Consider the following 13,593-nt stretch of genomic DNA (forward strand, 5'->3'; position numbering starts at 1 on the left):
ATCAAAATGAAGTATTTATTAACGATAACATTATCAAGCCTAATCTCAATTACCTCCTTTTCTGCCACTTTGCCGGGAAATGAAGGTTCTATCAACATTAATTACCCGAACAATCGTTATCCATTAGCCTCTAAGCCTTATATAGAGTTGCCTATTGGGGATGTTAAACCTGCGGGTTGGCTAAAAATCCAAATGGAACGAATGTGTACGGGAATGACCGGCCATCTGGATTCTATCTATACGAAAGTAATGGGACCGCGTAATGGTTGGTTAGGCGGAGATGGAGACGTATGGGAGCGAGGCCCATACTGGATAGATGGCTTACTACCTTTGGCTTACATCATGAATGATGAGGCCCTGATCCAAAAAGTAAAGCCTTGGGTTGAATGGACATTGGCCTCTCAAAAGCCTAACGGATATTTCGGGCCAGATACAGACAGAGACTATGAACCCGGCTTACAACGGGATAACGCACAAGATTGGTGGCCCAAAATGGTTATGCTCAAAGTTCTGCAACAATATTATTCCGCTACCAACGATCAAAGAGTTATCTCGTTCCTCACTAATTATTTCAAATACCAGCTTTCTGAACTACCTAAAAGTCCTCTGGGAAAATGGACTTTCTGGGCTGAACAACGAGGAGGGGATAATCTGATGGTCGTATATTGGCTTTATAATATCACGGGCGATCCTTTCCTTCTGGAGTTAGGAGAGTTAATCCATAAGCAAACCTTCAATTGGACCGACGTGTTCTTGAACCAAGATCATTTAGCCCGGCAAAACAGCCTGCATTGTGTAAATCTCGCCCAAGGATTCAAGGAACCTGTCATTTATTACCAACAGAGCCATAATCCTCAAAATCTGGAAGCGGTTAAGGAAGCTGTACGGAAAATGCGCCATACGATTGGTTTTCCTACAGGATTATGGGCGGGAGATGAACTTTTACGTTTCGGTAACCCGACACAAGGATCAGAACTCTGTACCGCTGTCGAGATGATGTTCTCTCTCGAGAAAATGTTAGAGATAACCGGAGATGTCCAGTGGGCTGATCATTTAGAGAAAGTCGCATACAATGTACTGCCAACGCAGATCAAGGATGACTTTTCCGCACGACAATATTATCAGCAAGTCAATCAAATAGCGATCACTTGCGAAGGACGTAACTTTGTCTCACCACACGAAGACACAGACATTATTTTCGGAGAATTGAGCGGTTATCCTTGTTGTACCTCCAATCTACATCAAGGCTGGCCTAAATTCACACGACATCTATGGTTTGCCACCGCCGATAATGGCATCGCTTCACTTATCTACGCACCATCGGAAGTGACTGCCCAAGTGGGAAACGACATCACGGTTAAAATCGCAGAGAAGACCGATTATCCCTTTGAAGAAAAGATCGATTTCAATTTATCGTTCCCTAGCAAGAAAGACAAGAAAGCCTTTTTCCCTTTTCACTTGCGTATTCCTGCTTGGTGTAATAATCCCGTGATTACGATAAATGGCGAGGCTGTCTCTATCGCAGCTCACTCTGGCGAAATCGTACGAATCAACCGGGAATGGAAAGATGGCGATCATATCCAGCTAGAGCTACCCATGCGTATATCCACAAGCAATTGGTATGACGATGCGGTTGTCATCGAACGAGGCCCATTATTGTATTCCCTAAAGATGGATGAGAAATGGGAACGCAAGGTTGATCAACGCCCGGAGTCTTCACATAAAGGAGAATGGTATTATGAGGTCACCTCTACTTCAGCATGGAATTATTCCCTGATTCGCAAATATCTGAAAGAAGAAGAACTAGAGAAAAATTTCGTCGTTAGAAAGGCAGAGAACATAGCCCCTTACCCATGGAACCTAGAGAATGCCCCTATCACGATCAAAACAAAGGGACGGATCTTACCTTCATGGAAAATGTTCAAAGGTTCCGCCGGCCCCGTAAATTTCTTCATGCAAGCCAACGAACCGATGGGTGATGAAGAGACGATCGAGTTAATCCCTTATGGCTGTACCACTTTACGTATAACCGAATTTCCGGTACGGTAAGAATAATGTGCCAATATGCCAATGCTTATTCTACACAAATAGTATCTGCATTGGCATATTCCCCCATTGGCACATTATTTCAATTCTTCTTCATCGTATAATCCTTCACCCCCAAGGAATCATACGCCTGCAAAAGCGCCTCGTCATTATCAGAGATCATTAACAACTTGTCGTTCTCCTTTAATTCCGTATTTCCTTTCGGGATGAAATAGCGGCCTTCCCGTTTCACCATTACCGCCAAGGTATGATCAGGTAAAGTCAGCTGCATCAATTTATTTCCATGGGATAATACCGCCGGGGTAATATCGATCTCGCTCATAGCGCTCTTGATCTCCTCGGGAAGCTCGATGCCAAACTCATCCTTTCGTTCCGGCTCATCCACCATATCCAGCCATTTTGCGGCTTGAGTAACCGTGGTTCCTTGAATCAGCAAAGAAAGAATCGTGATAAAGAATACGATATTAAAGAACATACCGGCATGCTCGATCCCGGCGATCATCGGGTAAGTAGCGAAAATAATAGGAACCGCCCCGCGTAATCCCACCCATGAGATATACAGTTTACCTTTGAAGGAGAAATTCTTATAAGGTATCAAGCAAAGGAACACGCTAATCGGACGGGCGATCAAGATCATAAAGACTCCCACCATAACACCTACACCCGTCACCGGTAATAACTCATGCGGGTTCACTAGCAAGCCTAACGTAAGGAACATCACGATCTGCCACAACCAAGCGAAACCGTCAAAGAACGTCCCCATACTTTTCTTGTGAACAATCTTAGCGTTACCAACCACCAAACCAGCGATATAAACCGCTAAATAGCCATTACCTTTACATAAGGTCGTAGCGGCGAAGGTGAAGAAAGCCGTAGCCAATAAAAGGATCGGATACAAAGACTCGTTATCTATATCGATCTTATTGATAATCAACACAGCCAGTCTCCCCAATAAGAAACCGGCGATAGCTCCCACCGATAATTGAATGACCAAGGATAGCCCGGCCTCCCAAATATTCATACCTCCGCTTTGTATGTAAGCGATCAGAAGCAAGGTAAGCATATAAGCCATCGGGTCATTACTACCACTCTCCAGTTCCAAGGTAGGACGCAGACGCTCTTTCAAATAAACCCCTTTACTGCGCAAGATGGAGAAAACCGAGGCTGAGTCCGTAGAGGACATGACCGCCGCCAGCAATAAAGATTCCGGGAAAGTCAACGTAACATATTTGCCAAATAAACCAAATAACCAATAGATAAACCCGCCCGTGATAAAAGTCGTGGCCAGCACCCCGAGCGTAGCCAATACCACACCTTGCGAGGCGATAGGTTTGACCTCCGCAACTTTCGTATCCATACCACCCGAGAACAAGATGATACTCAACGCCAACATGCCGATAAACTGGGCCACATTCGGATCGCTGAACTGGATGCCCAGACCATCGCTGCCAAACAACATTCCCACACCAAGGAACAACAACAAAGCGGGTAAGCCGAAACGATAACCGGCCTTACCGGCGAATATACTTAAAAACAGGATCACAGAAGCTATTAATAGCACTTGCTCAGGATTTTGAAACATACGCAAAACGGGTTTTATGATTAGTGATTTGATACTTTGTCACAAAGTTCGTAAACTTTTTGTAATTATAATCACACAAAAAGAAGAAATCCGGTCCCAAATTTACAGGAAGACCAGATTTATTCTTTCTATAGAAAAACAAATCTTTCTTACAAATTGTTCGAGAATTTTTCTATCTCGCATAGAATCATTACTTTTGGCAAACATACATATCCGCTTTATGAACAAAAAACATCTATTTACGCTGTTGTTCACATTACTCGTATGGACGAGCTGTAACAACCAACAACATTTTATTACCGACGCCGCTTACCGAGCTGAGGTCGAGAACGATTTCCAAGCGAAACAGGCCGCCCTGCCTAACGGAGACCTTTTCGCAGTATTTAACGATCAAATGACTCCCGAAGAGAGGGAGGCGTTAACCTTCATGTATGCCTATATGCCGATTGGAGACATCACGGACTATAGTGGCGATTTCTATTTGAAAAACATCCGTTCCTCTTTCCAAGCACGGAATGAGATGCCTTGGGGCGATAGCATCCCAGAGGATATCTTCCACCATTTCGTATTGCCGGTACGAATCAACAATGAGAATCTGGATGAAAGCCGCATGGTTTTCTTTGATGAGTTGAAAGACCGGGTGAAGGGTCTCTCGTTGTACGATGCCGTACTGGAAGTGAATCACTGGTGTCATGAGAAGGTTATCTATACCCCTTCCGATGGGCGCACAAGTTCCCCTTTGGCATCCGTAAAGACCGCTTACGGTCGTTGCGGCGAGGAGTCTACCTTCACGGTAGCCGCTTTACGTTCCGTGGGTATTCCCGCGCGTCAGGTATATACGCCTCGCTGGGCGCATACGGATGATAACCACGCATGGGTAGAAGCTTGGGTGAATGGTAAATGGTATTTCCTCGGCGCTTGCGAGCCCGAACCGGTATTGAATCTGGGTTGGTTCAACGGCCCTGCTTACCGGGGTATGTTGATGCATACGAAAGTATTCGGTAAATACAATGGCCCGGAGGATGTCATGGAACGTACCGATGGGTATACCGAGATCAACGTGATCGATAATTACGCACCTTCGGCTAAAGCTGTTATCACGGTTACGGATGCCAATGGCAAGCCGGTGAAGGACGCTTTGGTAGAATTCAAGATTTATAATTATGCCGAGTTCAACAGCGTAGCCCGCAAGAAGACGGACGCGGATGGCAAATGCTCATTATCCGCCGGAAAAGGGGATATGTTGGTATGGGCCAGCAAGGACGGCAAGTTCGGCTACAGCAAGGTCTCTTTCGGCAAAGACGGAGAGGTTACGATCGCCTTGAACAAGAAACCGGGAGATGTGGAGACGATCGCCCTAGATATCATACCACCGGTGGACGGCTCTATCCCAGCGGAAGTTACACCGGAGCAAAAGGAGGCGAACGCCAAACGCTTATTGGAGGAAGACGCTATCCGTAATAAATATGTAGCCACTTTCTATACGGAAGAGAAAGCGGAGGCTTTAGCGAAAGAATTGGGTATCGACCCGATGAAGACAGAGGATTTCATGATCGGTAGCCGTGGTAACTGGATGGAGATCGAGAAGTTCTTACGGGAGACTCCCGCCGAGAAGCGTGCGCAAGCGATGGCTTTATTGGATGTCGTATCCGCTAAGGATCTACGTGATACACCTGCGTCTGTCTTTGCGGACCATTTAAACAATACGCCGGCCGTTCAAAGCGAATGGTTCAATGAATATATCATGAATCCTCGTGTGGCCAATGAGTTCCTGACTCCTTATAAGAGTTTCTTCGCTGCAAACATTGAGCCTTCCCTTGCGAAACAAGCCGTAGAGAATCCACAGGCATTGGTGGATTGGGTGAAGAATAACGTCTCCATTAACGACGCGCTAAACGCACAACGTATTCCGATCATGCCGATGGGTGTATGGAAATCCCGTATCGCTGATAAGGGCTCCCGTAATATCTTCTTCGTGGCCGTGGCTCGTAGCTTAGGTATTCCGGCACGTATCGAGCCGGTAGCCCGCAAGATCCAGTACTTCAAGGACAACGCTTGGGTAGACGTCGATTTCGAGGCTGCCGTACAGACGACCGCTAAACAAGGCAAGGTAATCGCTTCTTACCAACCAATCAAGGCGCTGCAAGACCCGAAATATTACAGTCACTTCACGATCGCCAAGGTTTTGCCGAACGGTACTTTACAGACCTTGAATTTCGAGAGAGGCGGTAATGTGGATATGGGCTTGGGAGATACTTGGAGCGGATTACTGAAGAAACCGTTATCCATGGATGAAGGTAATTATATGTTAGTGACCGGTACTCGTATGGCAAACGGTAGCGTATTGGCCGAGATCGAGTTTTTCAATGTGGAGGCAGACAAGACCACCCCGATCCAATTGGAAATGCGTGAAAGCAAGGACGAGATACAGGTGATCGGTAATTTCAACTCCGAGAATAAGTTCAAACGTGCGGACAACGGTGAGGAGACCAGCCTGCTAGCTACTACCGGACGTGGCTACTATATCGTAGCGCTTCTAGGCTCCCGCCAAGAACCGACAAACCATGCGATGCGTGATATCGCCGCCGTGAAGAAGGAACTAGAAGATTGGGGACGAGGCATCGTGCTTCTCTTCCCTGACGAGAAGGGCTATAAGAACTTCGATCCGAAAGAGTTCGGCGATTTACCGGGCACGATCACATACGGTCTGGATATCGACGGGGCGATCCAAAAGGAGATGGCTACAGCGATGAAATTGCAAAACGCCAATACCTTGCCGATCTTCTTGATCGCCGATACGTTCAACCGTGTCGTATTTGTCTCTCAAGGCTATACAATTGGCTTGGGCGAGCAGTTAATGAAAGTCATACATAAGCTATAACGAACTCACAAAAAAGTAAAGGAGTTATCTACAACTATAAGGAGGGGCGGTTCTATCTATAAGGGTGCCCCTTTTGTATTAACCTTAATCATTCTGCCAGTGAGATCCTTCTCCTCCATAATTTCTATATAACCAATATCCTTTTTAGGCACAAGCAAGTCTTTCAAAAAAGTACCGTCATACAAGATTTCCAATAAAGGGGTCATAGGTAAAGGTGAGATTTGATATTGGCACACCGGATCAAAATATAAATGGAAATATAAAATAACCGCCAGTTCGTTCAGTATATAAAGAGAAGCTAGATCATAATCAGAAGAGTCGATCCTTGCAAAACGAAAACCTTCCGGCAACCGCCTGTTACGTTCTAGAATCTGCTTGATAACTTCCCGCCGAAAAAGGATTTCAGTTCCATATAATAATCTAAGTCTTTGCAATAAAGTCTTGAATCGAGGCTCTAAGGCTACCGCTTTCCAAGAAAGCAATCGAACATTGTCATAGTCACCTTTCTTGATAACCCTTTCTATGAATCGATACTTTATATCGCCTATTTGCAAAGCTTTCGCACAAGCCTCTTTTCGTTCCAAACCTTTAGAAGCCATAAAAGTGTACATTTGTATCTCATCGGCTATTAATACATAAACAGATTTGACATTTACCTTGCACCAATCAAACAGAGCAATCAAAGTCTTCTCTGAAAATAAACGAGAGCAAATACTCACTCCTAAAAAAGCATTCGATTCCGAATACGGATATATTCGTTCTATATAGCAAGACTCCAATCGTCGCTCATACAAGAGGCTCATAAGTATTTCTTTTAATCCACTCTCCTAAAACAAGAGGGAACATAACAACCACTGATTCAAAAATAAATATCAATACACTTTGCTGCATCGGAACACAAGCTTTCTCGAATACTTCAGATCCATCAACAAGAAAATAGTTATACAAATAAAATGCATCAACAAGAAAAAAGAACAAAAAAACAACCGGCAGCAAATAATAAGAAATGGAGACAAGCCTATATAAAAAATAATAGTTAAACAGTTTCTTACAAGAAGACCGCTTCATAAAATCCCCCAAACAACTGCAATCCGAAAGCCCATCTAAGGGCTGTTTTTCAAGGTATTCCCTTACTTTTCGCATATTCGTAGATTTCATCCATTTACATAACAATAGGAATCCTCCTAAAGCTGAAACCATTAGTTCGAAAATCTCACCTTTTGTTAACTCCAGTATCATAACCTTCTCCTTTCTTAATAAAAAACCAAGGTATCGCAGAAACCAGAATCGAAACAAGTGGAGCCGACAGATAAACGTATTCCACCGGATGAAAAAGCATCCACACCATCATGCATACAGAAGCCAAGAAACCAGCAGAAAGAGAGAATATCGCATACTTTCTCATCCGTACACAATCCTTACGGAATATCGCCACGCAAATCGGTATAAGCAATATGATCTGAGCACTATAAACTAAAAAAAACAAATCCAGAACACCCGGTATCACAATACTAACCAAGTAAATGAACAAAGGGCTGATAAGTCCGAATAAATAAACCATTTTCCTTCCATAGCGCAATAAACCCTTCATTTTCTCCGGGTCATTTGTATCTTCTATCGTCTTCAATGAATGTGAAGGATACAATATATCAAAAACAAAAGTCTGTATAGAAGCAATCAATAATGTATCTGCCGTAGACACTAATGCGGCAAAGCAGCCCGCCGCAAACAGAGCAAACGCCCAAGGTTCTTGGAGATAACTCAATAGCAAGGAACCGTAATCATTATTCGAAGGAGCCGTAAAGTCCGGAAAATAATTCAGTAAAACACCCAATGAAATCAACACACACCAAGAGATTCCAATTGAGTAAATAGATTGTGACAATCCTTTCTTTATATCCTTTTGATCTCGCATGGAACAGACTCGTTGCCAAACGGACATATCGATCAACTGCCAAGGTACATTCACCACAATTAATGAAAGGACAAATAACACTGATAAGTTTGAAAATCCCCAATGGTCCGAAGCCAATGTCTCAAGACTCAATACATTCTCATTATGAGATATTAAGAATCCAAAAACGGCAGCAATCCCGACGTATGAAAACCACAATTGCATCTTTTCCGTATCAATAACAGCCTTAAAACCTCCTAGTGCAGTATACGTACACACCACCAGACTCAAACCCAAGATAATATAAATAGAGGAGACATTAGGGAAAAGGACATTAGCGATCTTTATCCCAACCAAGATCTCTATACCATAGGTACCCAAGAATCCGATGATCGATAACAAAGAAGCGAAATAACCGATAAATCGACTATCATAACGATTGGCCAAAAAGCCATGCAATGTTCTCTTTTCCGAATTTTCTATACGAGGAAATACCTTATACAAGATAAAGAAACCCAGCAGCCATGTCAAAGGAGAGATAAAAGCGGCAAGCTTATAAGAATATCCAAAGCTCAAAAACGCAAAGATAGCAGAACCTACACTGATATTCGATGCGGTCAAAGAATCCCTCAACTTCTCTGATGACATTCCTTCCGGATACCAGAAGAAATCACTTGGTTTATTTATCCCCCTAAAGACCCGGAAACCTATCCATAAAGACCATATCACAGGGATAGAAACAAAAAGGTACCACCAACTAAACTGCATATCCTTTAATTTTTAGATTAACAATACAACATATGGAATAAAGTCTTGGCGGCATATACAATGCCAACCAAGACTTATTCTTACCGCCCTCTCTCCTCACGGAGGTAACGACGGATGAACTTTAATTTATTACTTTAGTATTAATATTAATCCATTCCCGCTTGTTCATCCATCACGGAGTACTTGGTTACCCGCACGGGAATGTATTTTCGATTTATTTTATTTCTTTATAAATCTTATTTTACGATAGCCTTAACAGCTTCCTCGCCATCAACAGCCACAGCTACGATACCAGCAGGTACGGCGATTGTAGCGTTATCAGATGTAAGAACAGTCTCTGCGACTACCTTACCTAAGATGTTCGTGATAACTACTGACTTACCGGCTGCGCCTTGAACAGTTACAGTACCGTTGCCAGTGATGATAGATACACCTTCAGCGTTAGCGCCTTCGATAGATGTTACCATATCCTCAGCGTCAGTCTTTTGGTATGCGTTGAAGATCAAAGCACCGTCAGAGCCAGTCTTAGCTGCGCTAAACTCTGAATCACCACGAGTTAATACCAAGCAACCATTCTGCATCTTCAACCATGCGGCGTAAGAAGGAGCGATTGAACCGGCAACGGTCTTATCGAAGCCCTTAGTAGCCTTACCTGTAGAAGCAACGCCTGCCTCGTTATAGATGTTCGACTCGAACAAGAATTCGTTATCAGCACCCTCTTCCGTTACAGCACCAGCCTTATCCGGGTTTACATAGCGGAATGACCAAGTTACGTTCTTGTGGTTGTCACCCTGTAAATTCACGATAAAGTTCTCGCTCTTGCTCTTCTTATAAGCATTGATAATCGTAGCTGTATCCAATGTAGCCGGATCCATGTTCTCAAAACCTTGTGTCAAGACGAACAAGCTGTCACCAGCGTGGATTGCCTTAACAAAACCTACGCGAGTATAACCACCATCGATATCCATATACGGAACCTTCAATTCATGGCCCTTAATAAGGGCAGAGTCGCCAAAGCTTACCAAATACTTACCGTAGTCGAAGCCTGAATGGCCTTGAGTTGCATGAGAGCAATGCGCTGCGTCAACAGGATTACCAGCGTTATCAAAGTGATTATGCTCATACGTACAAGGAATACCCGGAGTACCGGCTTGATCATTGCGAGCGACAGAGATCAAATATTGCGGCTTGATATCGCCATTACCACGGTTAACCCAAGCGGTATCAACGATGAATCCTAATTTACCGTCAGCTTTCTCCTTATTCCAGATACCAGCGTAATCGACATTCTTGTCTGTCAAGTTCTTGTTCCACTCATCCATCAAGTATTCCTTACGGATCTTCTCTACGAAGAACAAGCTATCAGCGGTTTCACTCTCGCCTAACGCAGCGTTGTTGAAACGACGGTACAATGGAGAGTCGTCTTTTGATACGGCGAATGCAGAGGTACGGATCTCTGAATAGAACTTATCATTTAAAGTACCCTCAGTCAAATCAAGAGTATTGTCGTCAACAGATACTTTTACAGATGCATAGTCCCAAGAATTTGAACGAGAAATCGAATTGAATGCTTTTTGTAATGATACAACGCCATCCTTTGCTTTATAAGCATATACATCACCAATTTCATTACCATCCACAATCAAACGATTACCATCCTTATCATAATATGGAGCGCTCGCAATATTACCATTTGCATCGGCGTAATATTTTACTGTGACGGTGGAACCATCCGGTTGCTCATAACTACGAGTTACCTCCTTTGTATTCAGTGCAGCAAAAGTCTTAGCATCAGCAACCTTTTTACCATTTTCCGAAGCAGGGTACCAAGATAATGCGATATCATTGTTACCTTCTTTAACCAATACCTCAGAACGCAAATTAGCTTCTACCAAAGTATAATAATGAGTACCGTCAATGCAATTGTTCTCTTTCAAGAAGAAAGGAGTCGGAACTGATTTCATCATATACTTATTCGCTACACCGTCGAATGAGATATAACGACCTTTTCCGTCAGAAACATAGTAAGCGTTTCTTACCAAACCATCCTTATAACCATATTTGTCATCCTTTGCGATCAAAGTCAAACGGAAGTTCGCTTTCTCTCCATTCTCGTCTACACGAACAATAGAGTCTTTTCCTGCCGGAGTATACAGATATTTATTCAACGCCAGCCCATGCAAATAGTTGAACAAATATGTCTGAACAGAAGCTTCTTCAGCCGTTACATACTTATAACCTAATTTTGTATCCTTAACCAATGCCTCATCAACTTTGATAAAACTCAAAGTATCAGCTACACTACCATTGAAATAGAATACATCATCACTACCTTCCACCGCATAGAATTGAGTCATTTGAGACGGAAGAACACTTGTATTAGAAACATCACTGAACTCACGATTATCAATCGTAACCATAGCAGTAGAAGAAGTGCCATTCTTATCCACTACCCATTGAGCGGCAGGCATATGCTTGAACTCTTGGTTACGAGCCAAATTAGCCCAACCCAAGTTTCCTGCTAAGTTTGCCAAAGCATATAAACCATTTTGTTTGATTTTCGGATTTCCTGCCGAGGCCTTGTACTGTACCAAATATACGCCATCAGGGATCGTAGTAAGCGTCAATCCGGAGAAGTTCGTGCCAAGCTTGACAACTGTTTTCTGAACATTAGCCATAGCTACAGGTGCAGAAGTACCAGTTAGATCTGTCTCATCCGTATTGATAGTCAAGACATTCGTTCCAGCCAATCTAGCCATGTAGATAAACTTATCAGTTTTGGTCGCTAACGTACGAGGGTTTTCTTCATCTTGAATGCTCCAGTAAGAATTGTTGTTATTCTCTTTGATATACTTAGCAAAGTCCGCATCAGTCTCACCTGCATTTTTCGTAAGCTTATAAGCTACCTTCTGAACTTGAATATATAATTCATCTTTAGCTGCGTTATAAGTAAACTTAAAGTAATAAGAACCTTCTTCACGATTGTCCGCTTTGAAAGCATCGTAATTAAGTTGCAAGAACTTACTAGTCTCAGTACCATCATAATAAGCGGTATCAACGACAACATAGGCATCTTGATCCTCACCATCAACCTTCACTTTTTTATCTTTGGCTTGTAAAGTTACCCAATTACCAGCACCACTTACGTCCGTAGCCTTAAGAGGAGTGTCTGTCAACCGATTTGCTTTGCCAGTAGAGACACTAGGGTTCATATTCAAACCAAAGAAAGTAGCAGTAGGAACTGATTGCAATAACGTGTTCAAGTCAGCTGCATCCAAAATCATTGATTCAGGAAAATTCTTAGCAGAGGACAGATCAATAGCTTTAGATGAGCCTAATTTAGCTTTTGTTGTTTTTTCCAAATAAAGATCACCTCCGTTCTTTGCGATATAAACAACAGAGTCTCCCGTGAAATAAGAAACCAACTTATCACCTTCAGCCACCCACTCTGATGCGGTACCGCCCAAAGTCAAAGCTTTCGCACCGACACCAGCCTTATCTGCATCAATAGCTATGGTAGGATCAACAGCAAGCGTTAAACCTGTAGCTTTATTCTCAAAAGAATAAATATCTCTACCTAGAGTGTTCTTCTTTGCAGAAACAGTCCAAGTAGCACCATTTAAGCCCTTTAATTCCCAATCATTAAGATCGGCAGGAGTACTGGTTAGGCCCAATTTCCCAAAGTTAGTCCCCGTTAAAGCTGACAAATTATCAGTGCCAGACTTCAACAAGATCGCATCCCCTTTTTTAGCGTCTACAGCTGCCCCTGCCGAGAAAGCAGTCGCAAGCATGGCACTAGCCAAAAGCATAGTAAACTTCTTGTTCATAATTTAAAATTTAATATTAATAATAGTGTTAATTAAGCACTTACCTTCTTCTCGATGGCTAATCGTCATTAGTAAACGACTAGTCTAAACGATCGTCTAAATCTTGCGTTTTTTTAGTGTCGGAACAGGAGGTTTGTTGAAGGAATCGGTTGTTTCGTAAAGGATAACCTATCCTATTGATAAGAAAGAGGATAAGTGATAAAAAAATAGCCCGGAAGGGTTGCAGGTATCGAAGAAACGCGTACCTTTGCAAATGACTAAAAGAATCGATCGTTTAAACTAGTCATTTATACCTTTTATATAATGTACGCATGTACATTATATATGGTATCCATCCATACCGCATAATAAATATAAAATACAAACATTCACATGGTAATCATAGCGAATACCACAAACATATAATTCAATGCTTGTCTAGTGAATAACGGGGCAGTAGAAACTCAGTCGGGATAGGCGTATCTGTTAGCCACGCAAAATTAGGAAGAACTTCGGGCAGTAGCCAATCTTATTTTTTAATACAAAAACAAGGTATCTTTGTTTCATTGAGAAAGTATCCTAAGTTCATTGGCGAAGTATCTTAGGTGCATGGGGC

General features: G+C 42.8%; 7 protein-coding genes. 2 read left to right on the plus strand and 5 right to left on the minus strand.

The features are described from left to right. The first annotated feature begins 6 nt into the window (after nucleotides 1–6). Nucleotides 7–2,049 carry a beta-L-arabinofuranosidase domain-containing protein gene (locus tag DW205_RS05460; protein WP_005863239.1) on the plus strand — a complete coding sequence of 681 codons (2,043 nt, stop codon included), beginning with the start codon at nucleotides 7–9 and terminating at the stop codon, nucleotides 2,047–2,049. 79 nt (nucleotides 2,050–2,128) lie between these two features. Here the strand turns inward: DW205_RS05460 and DW205_RS05465 are convergent, their stop codons facing one another. After that, nucleotides 2,129–3,628 carry a potassium/proton antiporter gene (locus DW205_RS05465; RefSeq protein ID WP_005863241.1) on the minus strand — a complete coding sequence of 500 codons (1,500 nt, stop codon included), beginning with the start codon at nucleotides 3,626–3,628 and terminating at the stop codon, nucleotides 2,129–2,131. A gap of 220 nt (nucleotides 3,629–3,848) precedes the next feature. On the opposite strand from DW205_RS05465, the gene DW205_RS05470 reads away from it, so the two are divergent. Then, nucleotides 3,849–6,509, plus strand: a complete 2,661-nt coding sequence (locus DW205_RS05470) for a transglutaminase domain-containing protein (protein ID WP_227793814.1) — start codon at nucleotides 3,849–3,851, stop codon at nucleotides 6,507–6,509. A gap of 56 nt (nucleotides 6,510–6,565) precedes the next feature. Here the strand turns inward: DW205_RS05470 and DW205_RS05475 are convergent, their stop codons facing one another. The 4 genes from DW205_RS05475 to DW205_RS05490 form a co-directional block, all read right to left on the minus strand. Next, nucleotides 6,566–7,312, minus strand: a complete 747-nt coding sequence (locus tag DW205_RS05475) for a tRNA-dependent cyclodipeptide synthase (RefSeq protein ID WP_005863245.1) — start codon at nucleotides 7,310–7,312, stop codon at nucleotides 6,566–6,568. After that, nucleotides 7,296–7,748 (minus strand): hypothetical protein, encoded by a 453-nt coding sequence (locus tag DW205_RS05480; protein ID WP_005863247.1) that lies wholly within the window; start codon nucleotides 7,746–7,748, stop codon nucleotides 7,296–7,298. The genes DW205_RS05475 and DW205_RS05480 overlap by 17 nt, the downstream gene beginning before the upstream one ends. Next, the gene (locus tag DW205_RS05485) at nucleotides 7,723–9,171 is read right to left on the minus strand and encodes a sodium:solute symporter (protein ID WP_005863249.1); all 1,449 of its coding nucleotides are present in this window, start codon (nucleotides 9,169–9,171) and stop codon (nucleotides 7,723–7,725) included. The genes DW205_RS05480 and DW205_RS05485 overlap by 26 nt, the downstream gene beginning before the upstream one ends. A 236-nt stretch (nucleotides 9,172–9,407) precedes the next feature. Beyond that, entirely contained in the window at nucleotides 9,408–12,998 is a 3,591-nt protein-coding gene (locus DW205_RS05490) for a DUF6383 domain-containing protein (RefSeq protein ID WP_005863252.1), read from the minus strand. Nucleotides 12,999–13,593: the final 595 nt, after the last annotated feature.

The organism is Parabacteroides sp. AM17-47, assembly GCF_003434625.1.
In the GTDB taxonomy this organism is placed as follows: Bacteria; Bacteroidota; Bacteroidia; order Bacteroidales; family Tannerellaceae; genus Parabacteroides; species Parabacteroides distasonis.

Excerpts from the sequence above, each read along its gene's own strand:
- DW205_RS05465 (WP_005863241.1), bottom strand. The coding sequence starts at position 3,628 with ATGTTTCAAAATCCTGAGCAAGTGCTATTAATAGCTTCTGTGATCCTG.
- DW205_RS05470 (WP_227793814.1), top strand. The coding sequence starts at position 3,849 with ATGAACAAAAAACATCTATTTACGCTGTTGTTCACATTACTCGTATGG.
- DW205_RS05480 (WP_005863247.1), bottom strand. The coding sequence starts at position 7,748 with ATGATACTGGAGTTAACAAAAGGTGAGATTTTCGAACTAATGGTTTCA.
- DW205_RS05475 (WP_005863245.1), bottom strand. The coding sequence starts at position 7,312 with ATGAGCCTCTTGTATGAGCGACGATTGGAGTCTTGCTATATAGAACGA.
- DW205_RS05485 (WP_005863249.1), bottom strand. The coding sequence starts at position 9,171 with ATGCAGTTTAGTTGGTGGTACCTTTTTGTTTCTATCCCTGTGATATGG.
- DW205_RS05460 (WP_005863239.1), top strand. The coding sequence starts at position 7 with ATGAAGTATTTATTAACGATAACATTATCAAGCCTAATCTCAATTACC.
- DW205_RS05490 (WP_005863252.1), bottom strand. The coding sequence starts at position 12,998 with ATGAACAAGAAGTTTACTATGCTTTTGGCTAGTGCCATGCTTGCGACT.